This window comes from Nocardioides sp. LML1-1-1.1 (assembly GCF_040676175.1).
Classification (GTDB): Bacteria; Actinomycetota; Actinomycetes; order Propionibacteriales; family Nocardioidaceae; genus Nocardioides.
The window spans coordinates 284,314-302,455 of the sequence record NZ_JBEGHK010000003.1; the positions used below are offsets into that span (position 1 = coordinate 284,314).

Below are 18,142 nucleotides of genomic sequence, written 5' to 3' on the forward strand. Positions count from 1 at the left end.
TCGCGCAGACCTCCGACACCGCTTCGGCGTTGGCCCCACAATGGGTGCGTGAACAGGCGGAGGGCAGTGGCAGCGGGCGTGGTGGCGCTGGTGCTCCTCGCCCTGCTCGCCTGGTGGCTGGGTCGCGACGAGGACCCGCCGGCCGCGGCCCCCGCCCCGGCCCTCACGCCGACGCCCACCCCGGACCCCACCCCGGCCCCCAGCCCGTGCGCCGGCCAGGCCCGTACCGGCTTCGTGCCGACGAGCATCACCCTGCCCGGCGTCGTACGACGGGCGGAGGTGCTCGCCGTGCCCCGGGACGCCGCGGGCGTGGTCGGCGTGCCGCCGGTCGCGGACAAGCGCGTCTTCGCGTGGGACCGCGGTGGCGTCGAGCCCGGCTCGCGCCAGGGCCACGTCCTGCTCAACACCCACACCTGGCCGGACGGCTCGGCGATGGGCAACACCCTGCTCGACCGGCTCCGGGTCGGTGGCGAGCTGCGGCTGGCCCGGCCGGGGAAGGTCGCGTGCTACCGGGTGAGCAAGCGGGTGGAGGTGCGCGCCGAGGACGGCTACCCGGGCTGGAGCGCCACCGAGGGTCCGTCCCAGGTCGTCATCGTGGTCTGCTCGGGACAGCGGCTCGGCCCGGGCCGCTGGACGCACCGGACGCTGTGGTTCGCGGACCCGGTGCCGGTCTCGCCCGGCCAGGTTTGAGCGGGCCCGCCGGGGGAGAGGAGGGCGCCATGCGCACCACCGCCCGCACCACCGCCCGCACCACCGCCCGCACCACCGCCCGCACCACCGCCCGCACCACCGCCCGCACCACCGCCCGCACCACCGCCCGCACCACCGCCCGCACCACCGCCCGCACCACCGCCGCCCTGACCTGCGCCGCGCTCGTCGTCGCCCTCGTCGCGATCCTCGGCGCCGCCGCGCCGTCGAGCGCCGCCACCGGCTGGAAGACCATCTACCGGTCGGGCGACGGGAAGGTCGTCGTCCAGGTGTGCGGCAACGCCACGTCGTTCACGCCCCGTGTGGTCAACCGCCGCCGGGTGCGCCTGGACGCGGTCTCGGTGCTCGTGGTGCGCGAGCGCGACGGCTCCGGTCCCGTGCAGTACGTCGAGCGGGTGGCGCCGTCGTCGTCGAAGCGCGGGGTGCCGATGAAGCGCTTCACCCGCTACGTCGCCGCGGCCCACCGCGGCATCGTCCGCATCCGCAACCGCGGCCAGGTCAGCGCCGCGGAGGGACGCTTCAACACCGAGCTCCTCAACGCGATCCCGCGCTGCGCCTAGCCGTCCGTGGCGCTCACGGGGGCGTCGGCGGGCAACCGCCCGTTGGCGGTCTCCGGCACGTGCCGCTCCAGCACCAGCGCCATCGCGGCAAGCGCGGCGCAGCCGGCGACCATCACGCCGATGTAGACCGAGGCCAGGTCGTGGTCGAGCAGCAGGCCCGCCACGACCGGACCGGCGATCGCGCCGCCCTGGAAGGCGGCGGCGTTGATCGCGTTGTAGCGGCCGCGGGTGTGGTCGGCGGCGAGGTCGTTGCTCATCGCCGGCACGGTCGGTTGCAGGAGGGTCTCGCCGAAAGCGAAGACCGCCATGAAGGCGAGCACCGAGCCGATGGCGAGGCTGCTGCCGGGTGTGGTGCCGGCGAGGCCGAGCAGGCTCCAGGCGACCGCCCAGATCGCCGCCATCACGATCATCACCCGGGTCCGCAACCGGCCCTTGATCCGCGACAGCACCGCGAACTGGAGCAGCACGATGACCGCGGTGTTGACCGCGAAGGCGATGCCGACCGTGCGGGTGGAGACCTCGCCGGCCTGTCGCGCGAAGCCGGGGAAGCCCGCCTCCAGCTGGCCGTAGCCGAGGAACATCGCGACGAAGGTGAGCGCGGTCAGCCAGCGCACGGCAGGGCGGCGCAGGATCGCCAGGTAGCCCACCTCGCTGTCGGTGCCCTCGCCCGGCGCCTGCGCGCGGCCGTGGACGTGGCGCAGCGGGCCGAGCAGCAGGGCCATCGGGACCAGCCCGGTGAGCGCGTCGACCAGGAAGATGCCGGTGAAGGTGCTCGGCCGGCCGACGTCGGCGAAGAGACCCCCGACGATGCCACCGACACCGATGCCGAGGTTGACCAGGGCGAAGTTGATGCCGAAGTACTGCTGGCGCAGGTCGCCGGAGACAACCGCCGCGATCAGCGCGTTGAACGCCGGCCAGGAGACCCCGAAGTTGAAGCCGATCAGCACCAGCCCGAGCGCCGCGACCAGGGGAGTGGTGGCGAAGGCGAGGACCACGTTGCCGACCACCATCGCGGAGATCCCGGCGAGCAGGATCGCGCGGGCGCCGTAGCGGTCCGTCAGGGCGCCACCGGGTCCGGTCACCACCAGGCCGGTGATCGCGATCAGCGCCATCAGCGTGCCGGAGAGACCGAGGTCGAAGCCGCGCACCTCGTGCAGGTAGATCAGCGTGAACGGCAGGGTGAGGCCGCGCCCGAGGGTCTGGATCGCGACGGTGGACAGCAGCCAACGGCCCTCGGTGGGCAGCTGGGCCCAGAACGACCTCACTTCGCCGGCAGGCTCGCGGCGTACGACGCCCCGCGCCGGACCCACGTGGCCAGGGCCGTGTCCTCGGCGAGGTCGGGGAGGTCGACGCGCAGCCAGCCGCCCATCGAGCGCCCGCGCATCTCCATCGGGTAGGCCGCCGTGGTGGCCACCAGCTCCTCGCCGTCGGCCGGGTCGATGCGCACCATCAGCCCGCCCTGCCCGCTCGCGGCGACGGCCATGTTGCCGCCGACCAGGAACGCCAGCCCGCCGAACATCTTCTTCTCGCGCACCTCGTGCCCGGCCACCGCGGGCTCGTCCACGAGGAGGTCACGCAGCCGCTGGGCCAGCCCTTCGTCGTACGCCATGGGAGCAGGTTAGGCGCGCCTGCCGACATCGGAGAGAGGACAGGCTGCCCTGCTAGCATCGCGGCGCCACTACGCACACGACCTTGGGGAGCTGGAATGGGCTGGGAGAGCTCGTTGGACGTCGACGACTTCTGGACGAAGGGCTATGTCGTCCTGCCGGGCGTCTACTCGCCGGAGGAGATCGCCGAGATCCGGGATGCGGTCTACGCCTCCGAGGGCCAGGGCGGTGACCTGCTCGCCAACCCGCGGCTGCGCCACCTGCTCACCGACGGCCGGATGACCGAGGTCGCCAAGCGCCTGCTCGGCACCGACGACATCCTCTACGCCGGCGACAGCTCCTTCACGATCAACGGCACGCAGCGCGGTTGGCACAAGGACAACACCGACCGGCTCGACCCGAAGGCGCCGGACTGGGACGACCGCTACACCCAGCTCCGGTTCGGCATCTACTGCCAGGACCACGTCCACCACACCGGTGGGCTGAACCTGAAGATCGGCAGCCACGACATCCCCAACCTGACCGACGGGGAGACGCTCTACGTCAAGACGCAGCCGGGCGACCTGGCCGTCTGGAGCATGCGGATCACCCACTCCGGCAACGGCATGCTGCTCAAGGACCCCGAGGCGGCGTACCCGGACCCCTCGGAGCAGAAGGACATCGACCCCGAGCTGGTGACGCCGGCCGACGGTGACCGGATCGCGGTGTTCGCGCACCTGGGCGCCGACGACAAGCACGGCCGTCGCTACGCCGACTACCTCAAGACCCGCACCTACATGGTCAACGCGTGGCGCCTGCGCCCCTACGACGACGAGTCGCGCGCCGCCGCGAAGGCCGCCGGGCTGAGCCTGCGGGACATGCCGGCCGAGGTGATGGACGACCCGCGCGCCGGTCTCGACGCGCAGTGGCAGCCCTACCCGTACCCCGGCTGGACGCCGCCCGCCTCCAAGGCCGCCGCGAAGAAGGCGCCGCCGAAGAAGAAGGCCGCTCCGGCTCCGCCGCCCCCGCCGCAGGGCCTCAAGGCGCGCGGCAAGGCCGCCGTGCGGGGCGCCCTGGCCGGTTGGCGCGGGGGTCGCTGAGCCCTACGACGACGGCTGCCAGGCCGGGTCGCGGCCGATGAAGCCGACGAGCCGGTCCTGGACGTCGGCGTCGTCCGCGACCGGGACCTTCGGTCCGTACTGACCGCTCTGACGCAGTATCTCGTCGAGCGGCTGCATGCCCTCGAGCATCGTCCGGCAGCGCTCCGCGTCGAGCCGGTCGTCCTGACCGGTCGCGCGGGCGAGGTCCCAGGTGTGCAGGAACACGTCGCCGGTGTAGAACTGCGCGACCGCCTGGGGGAGCGGCAGCTGCGGCAGGCGCGGGTGCGCGAAGGTGACCTCGGCGCTGGCGGGGTCGTCGAGCACCGCCTGCACGGCCGCGGTGTGCTGCTCCCACGCCGCGACCGGGTCGTCGTCGGCCGAGGGGACCGCCGGCAGGCGCAGGGCCGAGCCGTCGGCGAGGAACGCCGGGAACCACTCCACCAGGTGTCGTACGACGTCGCGGGCCCGCCAGTCCGGCACCGGTGTCGGGGCGTCCCAGTCGCCCACCCCGCGGACCCGGTCGGTGAAGGTGCCGGCGACCGCGCGGTGCTCCTCGGCGGGGGTCACGCCCGCTCCTCGGCGAGACCGGCGAGCACGCGGTCCAGCGCGGCGTACCCCTCGTTGACGCCCACCTCCATCCCGCTCGCCAGCATGCCGGCGCGGGACTCGAAGTCGTAGACGACGGACAGCGCCTCCAGCCGGGTGCGCCCGCCGGGCAGCTCGACGAAGACCAGGGTGTCGAGGCTGACGGCGTCCGGCATCTCCTCGAAGCCGAAGGTCTGCACGATCTTCTCGTTCTCGTCCACCCGGTGCACCGCGCCGTAGAAGTGGGCGACGGCCTCGCCCTCGCGGGTCGCGGTGTAGCGGTACCCACCGCCCGTGCGGATGTCCCACACGTCGATGTCCATGCCGATCGAGTCCGGTCCCATCCACTGCTTCACCAGGTCCGGCTCCACGTGCGCGCGGAACACCAGCTCGCGTGGTGCGTCGAACTCGCGGACCATCCGCACGGTGGGGACGTCGGGGTCGGCCTCGATGAGGGTCTCGGGGGTGGTGTGCGTGGTCATCCTGCTGCTCCTTCGGCTCGCTGCTGCTGAGTGTCGGTGGCGGGGGAGTCCTGGCCCTGCATCCGGGCGAGGACCTGGTCGAGGCGGCGATAGCGCTCCTCGGCCCGCTGCTGGTACTTCTCGATCCACTTCGTCATCAGGTCGAACACCTCCGCGTCCAGGTGCACCGGCCGCCGCTGCGCGTCCTTGCTGCGCCGCACCAGGCCGGCCTCCTCCAGCACCTTCAGGTGCTTGGAGACGGCCTGGAGCGAGACGTCGTACGGCGCCGCCAGCTCGCCGACGGTCGCGTCACCGGCGGCCAGCCGGGCCACCATGTCGCGCCGGGTGGGGTCGGCGAGGGCGCCGAAGACCCGGGAGAGCCGGTCGTCGTTGTCAACCATGTGGTTGAGCAAACACCTGAAGCGGCTGATTGTCAACCATCTGGTTGAGGAAGCTGCGGGTCATCTACCCGGGTGTTGTGGCCTCTACCCGGGTGGTCGACCACCCTGGTAGAGGCAAGAACACGTAGTTACAAGTGCGGCGCCGCGCTCAGCCGCGCACCATCGGCGGCTGGACGGCGCGGGCCGGACCCCGGCGGTAGAGCAGTGCGGGCCGGCCGCCGGTGCCGGTCGCCTCGCCCCGGTCGTCGGTCGGGACGACGAAACCCTCCGTGCCGAGGACCTTGCGGCGGAAGTTGCCGAGGTCGGGCGGGGAGCCCCACACGGCGGCGTACACGCGCCGGAGCTCGGGGAGGGTGAACGGCTCGGCGACGAACTCGGTGGCCAGGGTCGTGTACTCCAGCTTGGCGCGCACCCGCTCCCGCGCGTCGACGAGGATCTGGTGGTGGTCGAAGGCCAGTGTCGGCCCGTGCTCGTCCTCCAGCAGGTCGTCGACCACCCACCAGCGCGCGTCGGCGGCGTCGGTGCCGGCCTGGGGCTCGGGGAGGTCGGGCGCGAGAGCGACGTGGGCGACCGAGACCACGCGCATCCGCGGGTCACGGTCGGGGGCGGAGTAGGTCCGGAGCTGCTCCAGGTGGCCCGGGAAGCGCTCGACGCCGGTCTCCTCGCGCAGCTCGCGCCAGGCCGCCTGCTCGGCGTCCTCGTCCGGCTCGACGAAGCCGCCGGGGAGCGCCCACGAGCCGGCGTACGGGTCCTCGCCGCGCTCGACGAGGAGCACCGCCAGGGCGCCGTCGCGGATGGTGAAGATCGCCAGGTCCACGGCGACCGCGAACGGCGGGTGGGTGGACGTCATGCCGTCACCTCCACGCCCGCGCCGGCCAGCTCGGCGAGCGCCGCCTGCGACGACTCCGGCGCGACGCCGGCGTGCAGGCCTGGCAGCAGCCGGACCGCGAGGCCGGCCTTGCGCGCGTCCAGCGCGGTGGCCCGGACGCAGTAGTCGGTGGCGATCCCGGAGACGTCGACCTCGGTGACGCCGGCGGCGTGCAGCACGTCAGCCAGCCGCTCGCCGGCGTCGGTGACCCCCTCGAAGGCGGAGTACGCCGGCATGCCCATGCCCTTGACCACGTGGTGCGTGACGGCAGCGGTGTCGAGCTCGGGGGCGTAGTCCGAGCCGGGCTGGCCCTGCACGCAGTGCACGGGCCAGGTGGTCACGTAGTCGGGATCCTCGCCGGGGGCGTGGAAGTGCCCGCCGTTGCTGTCGCCGGCGTGGTGCCAGTCGCGGGAGGCGGCGACGACGGCGTACTCCCCGGCGTGCGCGGTCAGGTGCGCGCTGATCCGGGCGGCGACCTCGCGGCCTCCGGTGACACCGAGCGAACCGCCCTCGACGAAGTCGTTCTGCACGTCGACGACGATCAGGGCGCGGGTGGCTTCACTGGTCATGGGGTGCTGTCCTCTCGCAGGCTGGCGGTCAGGTACGACGCCCCCGCGGCCACGCTGCGCGCGTCGGCCGGGAGGGTGGTCAGGGTGGTGGCGGCGAAGTCGCGGACCTCGGTCAGCGCCGGACGGTGCACGACCTCGCCGGCCCGGACCAGCGGCACCTGCACCGGCCGCGCCTCCGGGTCCGGGGGAGAGGCGTCGTGCGCGGTGAAGAACTCCGCGGTGAGCAGGCCGTCGGCGTCGTAGGTCCGGTAGGGCCGCTTGCGGCCACCGACCGAGGCCTTGTCCTGGGACTTCTTCGCGACCGGTCGCAACGGGGCGCCCTCGCCGTCGGCGATCGCGACCAGCTTGTAGACCATGCTCGCGGTGGGGTGTCCCGAGCCGGTGGCGACGCGGGTGCCGACGCCGTAGCCGTCGATGGGGGCGTCGGCGAGCGCGGCGATGACGAACTCGTCCAGGTCGCTGGTCACCACGATCCGGGTGCCGGTGGCGCCGAGGGAGTCGAGCAGCGCCCTCGCCTTGTGCGACTCCTCGGCCAGGTCGCCGGAGTCGAGGCGGATCGCGCCCAGCCCGGGGCCGGCCACCTCGACCGCCGTTCGGATGCCCTGCGCGATGTCGTAGGTGTCCACGAGCAGGGTGGTACCCACCCCCAGGGCCTCCACCTGGCTGCGGAAGGCATCGGCCTCGGTGGCGTGCGCGAGGGTGAACGCGTGCGCCGCGGTGCCGGCTGTGGGGACGCCGAAGTGCCGGCCGGCGGCGAGGTTGGAGGAGGTCGCGAAGCCGGCGACGTACGCCGCCCGGGCCGTGGCGACCGCCGCCTGCTCGTGCGTGCGACGCCCGCCCATCTCGATGATGGGCCGGCCCTGGGCGGCGTCGACCATCCGCGCGGCCGCGCTGGCGATCGCGGTGTCGTGGTTGAGGATGCTCAGCACGATCGTCTCCAGCAGCAGGCACTCGCCGAGCGTGCCGGTGACGGTGAGGACCGGGCTGCCGGGGAAGTAGAGGTCGCCCTCGCGGTAGCCGTCGACGTCGCCGGTGAAGTGGAACTCGCGCAGCCAAGCGGCGGTCTGCTCGCCCACGACGCCCTCCTCCTGCAACCAGGCGACCTCGTCGGCATCGAAGGTGAACGCCTCGATCGCGGCGAGCAGGCGGCCGAGTCCGCCGAGCATCCCGTAGCGGCGGCCCTCGGGGAGCCGGCGGGCGAACGCCTCGAAGACCGCCGGGCGGTCGACGCTGCCGTCGCGGACGAAGGAGTCGAGCATGGTCAGCTCGTAGCGGTCGGTCAGCAGTCCGGTGCGGTCCATCGCGACTCCTCCAGTTGTAGTCAAAATGACTATAACACCCGTGGCCTACGGTTTCCATCATGTCGGGCGCGGACGAGGCTGCCGAGGCCCACGAGCGCGGGCTCGCCGCGCGTCGTGACGAGCGTCGCCGCCGGGGAGCGTTCTACACCCCTCCGGAGCTGGTCTCCTGGATGCTCGACCGTTCCGGGCTCGTTCCGGGTGCGCCCGTCCTCGATCCGGCCTGCGGCACCGGGCACTTCCTCGTCGCCGCGGCCCAGCGCGTCGGCGTCGCGGCGGTGCACGGCTCCGACCTCGACGCCGACGCGGTCCGGATCGCCCGCGAGCGGCTCGCCGCGCTCGACCCGGGCGTCCCCGCGGAGCGGATCGCCGCGCAGGTCGTGGTCGCCGACGGGCTCACCGCCTGGACCGGGCGCCGGTTCGCCGCCGTGGTGGGGAATCCGCCGTTCCTGGGGCAGCTGCGGCGTCGTACCGCCGGGCAGTCGGAGGGCAGCCGCCGCGGGCTGGGCGCCTACACCGACACCAGCGCGGTCTTCCTGCACCGCGCCCTCGACCTCGTCGAGGACGGGGGTGTCGTGGCGCTCGTGCAGCCGCTGTCGGTGCTCGCGACCCGCGACGCCGGTCCGGTGCGCCGGGCGGTCGCCGAGCGCGGCGCGATCACCGACTTCTGGTGCTCGCCGACCCCGGTCTTCGAGGGCACGCCGGTGCTCACCTGCGTCCCGGTCGTCCGCGTCGGCGCGGGCCCGGCGACCGACCCGGACGACTGGGGCGGCCTCGCCGCGACGTCCTTCGGCATCCCCGAGGTCGTGCTGCCGGACGGGCGCGTCCTCGGCGAGATCGCCACCTGCACGGCGGACTTCCGCGACCAGTTCTACGGCTTGGTGCCCTTCGTCCGCGACGACCCGGGCGGCACGCCACTGGTCACCACCGGCCTGATCGAGCCGGCCGAGTGCCGGTGGGGCAGCGTGCCCACCCGCTTCGCCCGGCAGCGGTACGACGCCCCGGCGGTCGACCTCGACGCCCTCCGCGCGGACGGCCGGCTCGCCACGTGGGCCGACGCGCGGCTGGTGCCCAAGCTCCTCGTCGCCGCCCAGGGGCGGGTGATCGAAGCGGTCGTCGACGCGAGGGGGGAGTGGTTGCCGTCGGTGCCGGTGCTCAGCGTCGTACCGGACGATCCTGCCGACCTGTGGCGCCTGCTGGCGGTGACCCTGGCTCCGCCGGTCGTCGCGCACGCGGCCGCGCGCTACCTGGGGACGGGGCTCACGCCCGGCTCGGTCAAGGTCAGCGCGCGCCAGCTCGCCGCGCTGCCGCTGCCCGCCGACGAGCACGCGTGGGCCGAGGGCGCCGACCTCGCGCGGCAGGCACAGCAGGCCGGCCACCCGGAGAAGGCGGGCTTGCTGCAGGCGACCGCGCGGGTGATGGACGCGGCCTACGGAGGCTCAGGCGCCGCGCTCGACTGGTGGGGAGAGCGGGTCTCGCGCGACTGAGGGCGGAGGCGTCAGCGGCGGGCCATCGGGCGAGTCACGACGACGTACCGGAAGCCGAGCATCCGCTGGAAGTGGCGGACCCCGTTGGTCTGCACGGCCGGCGCCTCGGTGTCGAGCAGGTGGCGCACCCCGCGCGCGGACAGCTCCGTCACCAGGTCGTACGTCGAGAGCCACCGCGCCAACGTGTGGTGCTCGCTCGCCCCCAGGGTGCGGAAGTAGCGCAGGCACGACCAGGCGCCGTCCACCGGCGTCACGGAGAGCAGGACCGGTCGGCCGTGCAGCTCGCAGACCCGCCACAGCGGGTGGTCGAGGAGGTCGTCGTTGTCGGGCTGCGCGACGCGGTAGGTGTCGAGCCGGTGCCGCTGCTCCATGGCGTTGGCGCGCTTCAGCAGCGCGACCCGCTCGTGCGGCTGCACGGCACGACAGGTGAGGCCGGCCTGCTCGGCCTTGCGCAGCATCCGCCGCATCGTCTGCTGGCGGCGGCCCTCCAGCAGGGTGGCCGGGTCGTCGGGGACCGTGAGCACCGCCGCGCCGAAGAGCGCGAAGTCGTGGCGGGTCAGCCGTCGCCGCCGCAAGGTGGTCAGCAGGGCGTGGGCGCCGGCGCCGGTGCCGGGCTCGTAGCGCAGCCGCGGCAGCCGACGGACCTGGCGCAGGCCCTTCCAGGTGGCGGCGGGGTGGCGCGCGGCGAAGCGGAGCCGGCCGGAGCCGGCGTCGCCGACGCGGTCCCAGAACGCGGCGACGTCCTCGTCGTACCGCTCGTAGCCTGCCACCGCACGTCCCTCGAGATCCGCACCCGGCTGCCCACACAGCCGCCGGCGACGATAGCCCGTGCGCCGGAGACTGGCCCGGTTCGCCAGGGCTCGGTTCTCGGAACCGGCAACGTCACCGGCCGTGGAGGCGGCGGCTCAGCACCGTGGCGGTGTCGACGACGGCCTCGGCGAGCGCCGTCGCCGGCGGTCGCTCGTCGACCGGATAGGTCACCGCGACCCCGGCCACGGGCAGGCCGTTGTGGTCGAGCACCGCCGCTGCCACGCTCGCCATGCCCGCGGTCACCTCGCCGTCCTCGGTCGCGTGCCCGCGGCGCCGCGTCGCGGCGAGCACGTTGCGCAGCGCGGTGGGGGAGCCGGGGCCCACGCCGGTGCGGTCGACGAAGGCCGCGCGGTCGGGGTAGAGGGCGCGGACCTGGTTGGCCGGCAGGTGCGCGAGGATCGCCCGCCCGCTCGCGGTCAGGTGCGAGGGCAGCCGTACGCCGACGTCGGTCACCAGGGGCGGACGGCCGGGCGCGCGCTCCTCGACGACGTAGAGCACGTCGCGCCCGTGCGGCACCGCCAGGTGCGCGCTGTGCCCGGTGCGGTCGGCGAGCGCGGCCAGCGGACGGCGGGCGATCCGTTGCAGCGGCGCCTGCCGGGAGTAGCCGCTGCCGACCTCGAACGCCGCGACCCCCAGCCCGAAGCGCCGGTCGTCGGCGAGGTGCACCACGAATCCCTCCTCGGCCATCGCCTGCAGCAGGTGGTACGTCGTGGAGCGTGGGATCCCCAGCTCCCGCGCGATCCGCTCCACCGCCACCGGCTCGGGCTGGCCCGCCAGGAAGCGCAGCACCCGCAGCGTCCGGGTCGCCGCCGGGACCTGTGCCATCCATTCCCCCGATCGTCTCGAATCCGAGACTGATGATCGCGGACAGGTCTGGCGCGCGCCACCCCTCACAGATGAAATCGAGGCATGGAGAAGGTGACGGTCGGCACCGGTGCGGTGTCCTTCGAGGACGTGGTGGCGGTGGCCCGTGAGGGCGCCGGAGTGGTGCTGGGCGAGGACGCCCTGGCCGCGATCGACAAGGCCCGGGCGGTGATCGAGGACCTCGCGGCCTCGCCGACACCGCACTACGGCGTCTCGACCGGCTTCGGTGCGCTGGCCACCCGGCACATCGCGCCCGAGCTGCGCGCGCAGCTGCAGCGCTCGCTGGTGCGCTCGCACGCCGCGGGCAGCGGGCCCGAGGTCGAGCGTGAGGTCGTGCGGGCGCTCATGCTGCTGCGGCTCTCGACGCTCGCGACCGGCCACACCGGCGTACGACGGGAGACGGCCGAGCTCCTCGCCGGGCTGCTCACCGCCGGGATCACCCCGGTGGTGCACGAGTACGGCTCGCTCGGGTGCTCCGGCGACCTGGCCCCGCTCGCGCACTGCGCGCTGGCACTGATGGGCGAGGGCCCGGTCCGCACGGCCGACGGCGAGCTGACCGACGCCGCGACCGCCCTGGCGGCGGCCGGGCTGACGCCGGTGCAGCTGCAGGAGAAGGAGGGCCTGGCGCTGATCAACGGGACCGACGGCATGCTCGGCATGCTGGTGCTGGCGATCCACGACCTCACCGACCTGCTCCGGGTCGCCGACGTCTCCGCGGCGATGTCGGTGGAGGGCCAGCTCGGCACCGACCGGGTCTTCGCCCCCGAGCTGCAGGCGATCCGGCCGCACCCCGGCCAGGCGCTGTCCGCCGCCAACCTCACCGCGCTGCTGCGCGACTCCGGTGTCGTCGCCTCGCACCGTGGGCCCGACTGCAACCGGGTCCAGGACGCCTACTCGCTGCGCTGCTCGCCGCAGGTGCACGGTGCCGCCCGCGACACGGTCGCCCACGCGGCCACCGTCGCGTCGCGCGAGCTCGCCGCCGCCGTCGACAACCCGGTCGTCCTCGCCGACGAGGGCCGCGTGGAGTCCAACGGCAACTTCCACGGCGCGCCGGTCGCCTACGTGCTCGACTTCCTCGCGATCGTCGCGGCCGACGTGGCCTCGATCGCGGAACGTCGTACCGACCGCTTCCTCGACAAGTCCCGCAACCACGGCCTGCCGCCGTTCCTCGCCGACGACCCGGGTGTCGACTCCGGCCTGATGATCGCGCAGTACACCCAGGCGGCGATCGTCTCCGAGCTCAAGCGCCTGGCCAACCCGGCCAGCGTCGACTCGATCCCGTCGAGCGCGATGCAGGAGGACCACGTCTCGATGGGCTGGTCGTCCGCGCGCAAGCTGCGCAAGGCCGTCGACGGCCTGAGCCGCGTGCTCGCCATCGAGCTCATGACGGCGGCCCGTGCGCTCAACCTGCGGGTCTCGACCGGCTCGACCGCCGGCACCGCCCCCGGACCGGGCACCGGCGCGGTCGTGGACCTGCTCCGCGACGCCGGCGTCGGCGGTCCCGGCACCGACCGGTTCCTCGCGCCCGAGATCGACACCGCCCACCAGCTCGTCACCAGCCGTGCGGTCACCAACGCCGTCACGAACGCGATCGGAGGACTCGCATGAACGTCTCGACAGGCTCGACCAACGAGAGGCTGCCCATCCACGCCGCCACCGGCACCGAGCTGACCGCCAAGAGCTGGCAGACCGAGGCCCCGCTGCGGATGCTGATGAACAACCTCGACCCGGAGAACGCCGAGCGCCCCGAGGACCTCGTCGTCTACGGCGGCACGGGCAAGGCCGCTCGCAGCTGGGAGGCCTACGACGCCCTGGTGCGCACCCTGCGCGACCTCGAGGACGACGAGACGATGCTCGTGCAGAGCGGCAAGCCGGTCGGCGTCATGCGGACGAACGCGTGGGCGCCGCGGGTGCTGATCGCGAACTCCAACCTCGTCGGCGACTGGGCCAACTGGGAGGAGTTCCGCCGCCTGGAGGACCTGGGACTGACGATGTACGGCCAGATGACGGCCGGCTCGTGGATCTACATCGGCACCCAGGGCATCCTGCAGGGCACCTTCGAGACGTTCGCCGCGGTCGCCGACAAGCGCTTCGGCGGCACGCTGGCCGGCACGATCACGCTGACCGCCGGCCTGGGTGGCATGGGTGGTGCGCAGCCGCTCGCCGTCACCATGAACGACGGCGTCGCGATCTGCGTCGACGTGGACGCCTCGCGCATCCAGCGCCGCATCGAGCACCGCTACCTCGACGTCCGGGCCGACTCCCTGGAGCACGCGCTGGAGCTGGCGGTCGCCGCCCGCGACGAGCGTCGCGCGCTCTCCATCGGCCTGCTCGGGAACGCCGCCGAGGTCTTCCCGCGGCTGCTGGAGATGAAGGCGCCGATCGACGTCGTCACCGACCAGACCTCCGCCCACGACCCGCTGTCCTACCTGCCCGTCGGCGTCCCGTTCGAGGAGTGGCACCAGCGCGCGGAGGCCGACCCCGCCGGGTTCACCAAGGAGGCGCAGGCCTCGATGGCCGCGCACGTGCGGGCGATGGTGGAGCTCCAGGACGCCGGTGCCGAGGTCTTCGACTACGGCAACTCGATCCGCGACGAGGCGCGCAAGGGCGGCTACGACCGGGCGTTCGAGTTCCCCGGATTCGTCCCGGCCTACATCCGCCCGCTCTTCTGCGAGGGCAAGGGCCCGTTCCGCTGGGCCGCGCTGTCGGGCGACCCGGCCGACATCGCCGCCACCGACAAGGCGATCCTCGAGCTGTTCCCGGAGAACGAGCGGCTGCGCAAGTGGATCACCATGGCCCAGGAGCGGGTGCACTTCCAGGGCCTGCCGGCCCGGATCTGCTGGCTGGGCTACGGCGAGCGCCACCTCGCCGGGCTCAAGTTCAACGAGATGGTCGCCAACGGCGAGCTGAAGGCACCGGTCGTGATCGGGCGCGACCACCTCGACTGCGGCTCGGTCGCCTCGCCCTACCGGGAGACCGAGGCGATGCTCGACGGGTCCGACGCGATCGCCGACTGGGCGCTGCTCAACGCTCTGGTCAACACCGCCTCCGGTGCCTCGTGGGTCTCCATCCACCACGGTGGTGGCGTCGGCATGGGCCGCTCGATCCACGCCGGCCAGGTGTGCGTCGCCGACGGCACGGACCTGGCGGCTGCGAAGATCGAGCGTGTGCTGACCAACGACCCGGGCATGGGCGTCATCCGTCACGTCGACGCGGGCTACGACCGCGCGACCGAGGTCGCCGCCGAGCGCGGCGTCACCATCCCGATGCAGCAGGACCCGGTGCATGGCTGACTTCGAGCGGATGTGGGCCGACCTCGCGCCGATCGGGCGCTCGTCGGCCTCCGGCGGCTACTTCCGCCAGCCCTGGCTGGCGGCGGAGCTGGAGCTGCGCGCCTGGTTCCGCTCGGCGGCGGCCGACCGCGGCCTGGAGGTCGAGGAGGACCCGCTCGGCAACCTGGTCGCCTGGTGGGGGCCCGAGGGCCTGCCCGGGCGCCTGCTGACCGGCTCACACCTCGACTCCGTCCTCGACGGGGGTGCCTACGACGGCCCGCTCGGTGTCGTCTCGTCCTTCGCCGCCCTCGACCTGCTGGTCGCCCGGGGCGTCACCCCCGCGCGGCGGCTGGGTGTCGCGGCCTTCGTCGAGGAGGAGGGCTCCCGCTTCGGCCGGGCCTGCCTCGGCTCCCGGCTCGCCGTGGGCGCCACGTCCTGGGCCGAGGCGCGCGAGCTGACCGACCGCGACGGCGTACGCCTCGGTGACGTCGTCGAGGGCGGCACGTCCACGCTGCTCGACGGCGTGGAGGCGTACGTCGAGCTGCACGTCGAGCAGGGCCGGGGCCTCGTCGACCGTGACGCTCCCGTCGGCGTGCACAGCGGGATCTGGCCGCACGGGCGCTACCGCTACGACATCGCCGGCCGGGCCGACCACGCGGGCACCACCCGGATGGAGGACCGCGCCGACCCGATGCTCACCTACGCGATGACCGCGCTGGCCGCCAACAAGCAGGCCCGCCTCTCGGGCCAGCGGGCGACCTTCGGCCGGATCGACGTCCGCCCCAACGGCACCAACGCGGTGCCCTCCCACGTCACCGCCTGGCTGGACGCCCGGGCGGAGTCCGACGAGGCCCTGGCCAGCCTGGTCGCCGCGATCGAGAAGCAGGCCTCCGACCGGGCCGGCCGCGACGGCACCACCGTCGAGGTGACTCCCGAGTCGGTGAGTGGCGAGGTCTCCTTCGACACCGCCCTGCGTGAGCGGGTCGGCGCCGGCCTGCCGGTGCTGCCCACCCAGGCCGGCCACGACGCGGGGATCCTGCAGGCGGCGGGCATCCCGAGCGCGATGCTCTTCGTCCGCAACCCCAGCGGGGTCTCGCACTCGCCCGCCGAGACCGCTGCCATGGACGACTGCCTCGCCGGTGTCGAGGCGCTGGCCGACGCCCTCGCCGGGCTGGTCGCATGACCGCCTGGCTGCTGCAGCGAGCCTGGGTCGACGGCGCGGTCCGCGACTCGGTGCGCGTCGAGGTCGAGGACGGTGTCTTCACCGCCGTCGAGCCCGACGCCACCCGCACGGCCACCCCGCTGCGTGGGCTGACCCTGCCCGGTTTCGCCAACACGCACAGCCACGCCTTCCACCGGGCCCTGCGCGGGCGCACGCAGCGGGGGAGCGGCACCTTCTGGACCTGGCGCGAGCAGATGTACGCCGTCGCGGCCCGGCTCGACCCGGACTCCTACTTCGAGCTCGCCCGGGCGACGTACGCCGAGATGCTCTCCGCGGGCTACACCTCGGTGAGCGAGTTCCACTACGTCCACCACCAGCCCGACGGCACGCCGTACGACGACCCGAACGCGCTGGGCCATGCGCTCGTGGCCGCCGCGGAGGCCACGGGCATCCGGCTGACGCTGGTCGACACCTGCTACCTCGCCGGCGGGATCGGCGAGCCGTTGGGTGCCGCGCAGCGCCGCTTCGGCGACGTCGACGCGGACCGCTGGGCCGAGCGGGTGGCCGCGATCCGGCACGACCGGGTCGGCGGCGCGATCCACTCGGTGCGAGCGGTCCCGCGCGAGCAGATGCCCACGGTGGTGGCCGCGACCGAGGGCCGCCCGCTGCACGTGCACGTGTCCGAGCAGCCGGCCGAGAACGAGGCCTGCGTGGCGGCGTACGGGCTCACCCCGGTCGCGCTGCTCGCCGACGCCGGCGCGCTCGGGCCGGACACCACGGCCGTGCACGCCACGCACCTGACGCCCGCCGACATCGCGCTGCTGGCCGGCAGTGACTGCGAGGTCAGTCTCTGCCCGACGACCGAACGCGACCTCGGCGACGGGATCGGTCCGGCGCGCGCGCTGGCCGACGCGGGGGTGCGGCTGAGCATCGGCAGCGACAGCCAGGCGGTCGTCGATCCCTTCGAGGAGCTGCGTGCCGTCGAGATGGACGAGCGGCTGGCCTCCATCGAGCGTGGACGTTTCGGTGCGGCCGACCTGCTGTCCCGTGCCACCGGGCGGATCGCCGTCGGCGAGCCCGCCGACCTGGTGACCGTCGACCTGCACTCGCCGCGCACCGCCGGCACGGGCGCGGACGAGCACACCGCGGTCTTCGCGGCCGGCGCCGCCGACGTCACCCAGGTGGTCGCGGGTGGCCGGGTCGTCTTCGACGGCGACCACGGGCGCGTCGGCCGCGCGCTCGGCACCGCGATCGAGAGGCTGTGGGCGTGAGCACCCTCATCACCGCCATCGGCGAGCTCGTCACCAACGACCCGGCCCGTCCGGTCCGCACCGACGCCGCCGTGGTCGTCGAGGACGGACGGATCGCCTGGGTGGGCGACGCCGCCGACGCGCCCGCCGCCGACGAGGTCGTCGACGCCGCGGGTCGGGCCGTGCTGCCGGGCTTCGTCGACAGCCACAGCCACCTGGTCTTCGCGGGCGACCGGTCGCAGGAGTTCCGCGCACGCATGGCCGGCGAGCCGTACGCCGCCGGGGGCATCCGCACCACCGTCGCCGCCACCCGGGCCGCCTCCGACGAGACGCTCGCCGCGGGAGTGGCCCGCCACGTCGCGGAGATGCGCCGCCAGGGCACCACGACCGTGGAGATCAAGTCCGGCTACGGGCTCTCGGTCGACGACGAGGCGCGCTCGCTGCGGGTCGCCCGTGGGTTCACCGACGAGACCACCTTCCTCGGCGCGCACGTGGTGCCGCCCGAGCACACCGACGACCCCGCCGGGTACGTCGACCTGGTCACCGGTCCGATGCTGGCCGCCGCGGCGCCGTACGCCCGGTGGATCGACGTGTTCTGCGAGACCGGCGCCTTCGACGCCGACCAGGCGCGCACGATCCTGCGCGCGGGCGAGGCAGCCGGTCTGGGGGGCCGGCTGCACGCCAACCAGCTCGGTCCCGGCCCGGGCGTCGCGCTGGCGGCCGAGCTCGGGCTGACCGCGGTCGACCACTGCACCTACCTCACCGACGACGACGTGCACGCCCTGCGCGACGCCGGCACGGTGGCGACCCTGCTGCCGGGCGTGGAGTTCAGCACCCGCCAGCCCTACCCGTCCGGACGCCGCCTGATCGACGCCGGCGTCACCGTCGCGATCGCCAGCGACTGCAACCCGGGCTCCTGCTACACCAGCTCGCTGCCGTTCTGCATCGCCCTCGCCGTGCGGGAGATGGGGATGACGCCGCTCGAGGCGGTCTGGTCGGCGACCGCCGGGGGAGCGGCCGCGCTGGGCCGCGACGACATCGGCACCCTGGCGCCGGGCAAGCGCGCCGACCTGGTGCTGCTGGACGCGCCGAGCCACGTGCACCTGGCCTACCGGCCCGGCGTACCGCTCGTCGTGCGGACCTGGGGCTCCTAGCCTCCGT

Annotated in this window: 19 protein-coding genes; 9 read left to right on the top strand and 10 right to left on the bottom strand. The window is 74.0% G+C overall.

Features of this window, described 5'->3' with window-relative positions; all coding sequences use genetic code 11:
• Positions 1-48: 48 nt before the first annotated feature.
• Positions 49-690, top strand: a complete 642-nt coding sequence (locus tag MRBLML1_RS12310) for a class F sortase (protein ID WP_364516193.1) — start codon at positions 49-51, stop codon at positions 688-690.
• Between the two features lie 29 nt (positions 691-719).
• On the top strand, positions 720-1,268 hold the full coding sequence (locus MRBLML1_RS12315; RefSeq protein WP_364516195.1) for a hypothetical protein: 549 nt from the start codon (positions 720-722) through the stop codon (positions 1,266-1,268).
• Here MRBLML1_RS12315 and MRBLML1_RS12320 read toward each other — a convergent pair.
• Together MRBLML1_RS12320 and MRBLML1_RS12325 are read right to left on the bottom strand one after the other, a co-directional pair.
• Complete coding sequence (locus tag MRBLML1_RS12320; protein ID WP_364516197.1) at positions 1,265-2,533, bottom strand: MFS transporter; 1,269 nt, start codon at positions 2,531-2,533, stop codon at positions 1,265-1,267. The two genes, MRBLML1_RS12315 and MRBLML1_RS12320, sit on opposite strands and share 4 nt — an antisense overlap.
• Positions 2,530-2,877, bottom strand: coding sequence for a TfoX/Sxy family protein (locus MRBLML1_RS12325; protein WP_364516199.1), 348 nt, complete (start codon positions 2,875-2,877; stop codon positions 2,530-2,532). The genes MRBLML1_RS12320 and MRBLML1_RS12325 overlap by 4 nt, the downstream gene beginning before the upstream one ends.
• A 96-nt stretch (positions 2,878-2,973) precedes the next feature.
• Between MRBLML1_RS12325 and MRBLML1_RS12330 the strand changes: the two genes are divergently transcribed.
• Positions 2,974-3,954 (top strand): hypothetical protein, encoded by a 981-nt coding sequence (locus MRBLML1_RS12330; RefSeq protein WP_364516201.1) that lies wholly within the window; start codon positions 2,974-2,976, stop codon positions 3,952-3,954.
• 3 nt (positions 3,955-3,957) lie between these two features.
• Here the strand turns inward: MRBLML1_RS12330 and MRBLML1_RS12335 are convergent, their stop codons facing one another.
• The 6 genes from MRBLML1_RS12335 to MRBLML1_RS12360 form a co-directional block, all read right to left on the bottom strand.
• Positions 3,958-4,521, bottom strand: a complete 564-nt coding sequence (locus tag MRBLML1_RS12335) for a TIGR03086 family metal-binding protein (RefSeq protein ID WP_364516203.1) — start codon at positions 4,519-4,521, stop codon at positions 3,958-3,960.
• A complete protein-coding gene (locus tag MRBLML1_RS12340; protein ID WP_364516205.1) occupies positions 4,518-5,021 on the bottom strand; it encodes an SRPBCC family protein in 504 nt (167 codons plus the stop codon). The genes MRBLML1_RS12335 and MRBLML1_RS12340 overlap by 4 nt, the downstream gene beginning before the upstream one ends.
• Positions 5,018-5,401: an ArsR/SmtB family transcription factor gene (locus MRBLML1_RS12345; RefSeq protein WP_364516207.1), complete on the bottom strand. Its 384-nt coding sequence runs from the start codon at positions 5,399-5,401 to the stop codon at positions 5,018-5,020. The genes MRBLML1_RS12340 and MRBLML1_RS12345 overlap by 4 nt, the downstream gene beginning before the upstream one ends.
• 148 nt (positions 5,402-5,549) lie before the next feature.
• Positions 5,550-6,251, bottom strand: coding sequence for an NUDIX hydrolase (locus MRBLML1_RS12350; protein ID WP_364516209.1), 702 nt, complete (start codon positions 6,249-6,251; stop codon positions 5,550-5,552).
• On the bottom strand, positions 6,248-6,838 hold the full coding sequence (locus MRBLML1_RS12355; protein ID WP_364516211.1) for an isochorismatase family protein: 591 nt from the start codon (positions 6,836-6,838) through the stop codon (positions 6,248-6,250). The genes MRBLML1_RS12350 and MRBLML1_RS12355 overlap by 4 nt, the downstream gene beginning before the upstream one ends.
• Entirely contained in the window at positions 6,835-8,139 is a 1,305-nt protein-coding gene (locus tag MRBLML1_RS12360) for a nicotinate phosphoribosyltransferase (protein WP_364516213.1), read from the bottom strand. Before MRBLML1_RS12360 ends, MRBLML1_RS12355 begins: the two co-directional genes overlap by 4 nt.
• Before the next feature lie 59 nt (positions 8,140-8,198).
• Here MRBLML1_RS12360 and MRBLML1_RS12365 point away from each other — a divergent pair, with 59 nt between their 5' ends.
• On the top strand, positions 8,199-9,623 hold the full coding sequence (locus MRBLML1_RS12365) for an HsdM family class I SAM-dependent methyltransferase (RefSeq protein ID WP_364516215.1): 1,425 nt from the start codon (positions 8,199-8,201) through the stop codon (positions 9,621-9,623).
• 11 nt (positions 9,624-9,634) lie between these two features.
• On the opposite strand, the gene MRBLML1_RS12370 is transcribed toward MRBLML1_RS12365, so the two are convergent.
• The gene (locus tag MRBLML1_RS12370) at positions 9,635-10,393 is read right to left on the bottom strand and encodes a hypothetical protein (protein ID WP_364516217.1); all 759 of its coding nucleotides are present in this window, start codon (positions 10,391-10,393) and stop codon (positions 9,635-9,637) included.
• Positions 10,394-10,505: 112 nt separating this feature from the next.
• Positions 10,506-11,258, bottom strand: coding sequence for an IclR family transcriptional regulator (locus MRBLML1_RS12375; RefSeq protein WP_364516219.1), 753 nt, complete (start codon positions 11,256-11,258; stop codon positions 10,506-10,508).
• A gap of 84 nt (positions 11,259-11,342) precedes the next feature.
• Between MRBLML1_RS12375 and hutH the strand changes: the two genes are divergently transcribed.
• Genes hutH through hutI form a run of 5 tightly spaced genes read left to right on the top strand, consistent with a single transcriptional unit; the run spans position 11,343 to position 18,135 of the window.
• A complete protein-coding gene (gene hutH / locus MRBLML1_RS12380; protein ID WP_364516222.1) occupies positions 11,343-12,905 on the top strand; it encodes a histidine ammonia-lyase in 1,563 nt (520 codons plus the stop codon).
• Positions 12,902-14,590: a urocanate hydratase gene (hutU, locus tag MRBLML1_RS12385; protein WP_364516224.1), complete on the top strand. Its 1,689-nt coding sequence runs from the start codon at positions 12,902-12,904 to the stop codon at positions 14,588-14,590. The genes hutH and hutU overlap by 4 nt, the downstream gene beginning before the upstream one ends.
• On the top strand, positions 14,583-15,752 hold the full coding sequence (locus tag MRBLML1_RS12390) for an allantoate amidohydrolase (protein ID WP_364516226.1): 1,170 nt from the start codon (positions 14,583-14,585) through the stop codon (positions 15,750-15,752). The genes hutU and MRBLML1_RS12390 overlap by 8 nt, the downstream gene beginning before the upstream one ends.
• Positions 15,749-17,002 carry a formimidoylglutamate deiminase gene (locus MRBLML1_RS12395; protein ID WP_364516228.1) on the top strand — a complete coding sequence of 418 codons (1,254 nt, stop codon included), beginning with the start codon at positions 15,749-15,751 and terminating at the stop codon, positions 17,000-17,002. The genes MRBLML1_RS12390 and MRBLML1_RS12395 overlap by 4 nt, the downstream gene beginning before the upstream one ends.
• On the top strand, positions 16,999-18,135 hold the full coding sequence (gene hutI, locus MRBLML1_RS12400; RefSeq protein ID WP_364516231.1) for an imidazolonepropionase: 1,137 nt from the start codon (positions 16,999-17,001) through the stop codon (positions 18,133-18,135). The genes MRBLML1_RS12395 and hutI overlap by 4 nt, the downstream gene beginning before the upstream one ends.
• Positions 18,136-18,142 lie beyond the last annotated feature (7 nt).

Bases quoted from the DNA above. Each gene is read 5' to 3' on its own strand.
- MRBLML1_RS12315 (WP_364516195.1), top strand. From the start codon at position 720: ATGCGCACCACCGCCCGCACCACCGCCCGCACCACCGCCCGCACCACC.
- MRBLML1_RS12325 (WP_364516199.1), bottom strand. From the start codon at position 2,877: ATGGCGTACGACGAAGGGCTGGCCCAGCGGCTGCGTGACCTCCTCGTG.
- MRBLML1_RS12330 (WP_364516201.1), top strand. From the start codon at position 2,974: ATGGGCTGGGAGAGCTCGTTGGACGTCGACGACTTCTGGACGAAGGGC.
- MRBLML1_RS12340 (WP_364516205.1), bottom strand. From the start codon at position 5,021: ATGACCACGCACACCACCCCCGAGACCCTCATCGAGGCCGACCCCGAC.
- MRBLML1_RS12345 (WP_364516207.1), bottom strand. From the start codon at position 5,401: ATGGTTGACAACGACGACCGGCTCTCCCGGGTCTTCGGCGCCCTCGCC.
- MRBLML1_RS12350 (WP_364516209.1), bottom strand. From the start codon at position 6,251: ATGACGTCCACCCACCCGCCGTTCGCGGTCGCCGTGGACCTGGCGATC.
- MRBLML1_RS12355 (WP_364516211.1), bottom strand. From the start codon at position 6,838: ATGACCAGTGAAGCCACCCGCGCCCTGATCGTCGTCGACGTGCAGAAC.
- MRBLML1_RS12360 (WP_364516213.1), bottom strand. From the start codon at position 8,139: ATGGACCGCACCGGACTGCTGACCGACCGCTACGAGCTGACCATGCTC.
- MRBLML1_RS12365 (WP_364516215.1), top strand. From the start codon at position 8,199: ATGTCGGGCGCGGACGAGGCTGCCGAGGCCCACGAGCGCGGGCTCGCC.
- MRBLML1_RS12375 (WP_364516219.1), bottom strand. From the start codon at position 11,258: ATGGCACAGGTCCCGGCGGCGACCCGGACGCTGCGGGTGCTGCGCTTC.
- hutH (WP_364516222.1), top strand. From the start codon at position 11,343: ATGGAGAAGGTGACGGTCGGCACCGGTGCGGTGTCCTTCGAGGACGTG.
- hutU (WP_364516224.1), top strand. From the start codon at position 12,902: ATGAACGTCTCGACAGGCTCGACCAACGAGAGGCTGCCCATCCACGCC.
- MRBLML1_RS12390 (WP_364516226.1), top strand. From the start codon at position 14,583: ATGGCTGACTTCGAGCGGATGTGGGCCGACCTCGCGCCGATCGGGCGC.
- MRBLML1_RS12395 (WP_364516228.1), top strand. From the start codon at position 15,749: ATGACCGCCTGGCTGCTGCAGCGAGCCTGGGTCGACGGCGCGGTCCGC.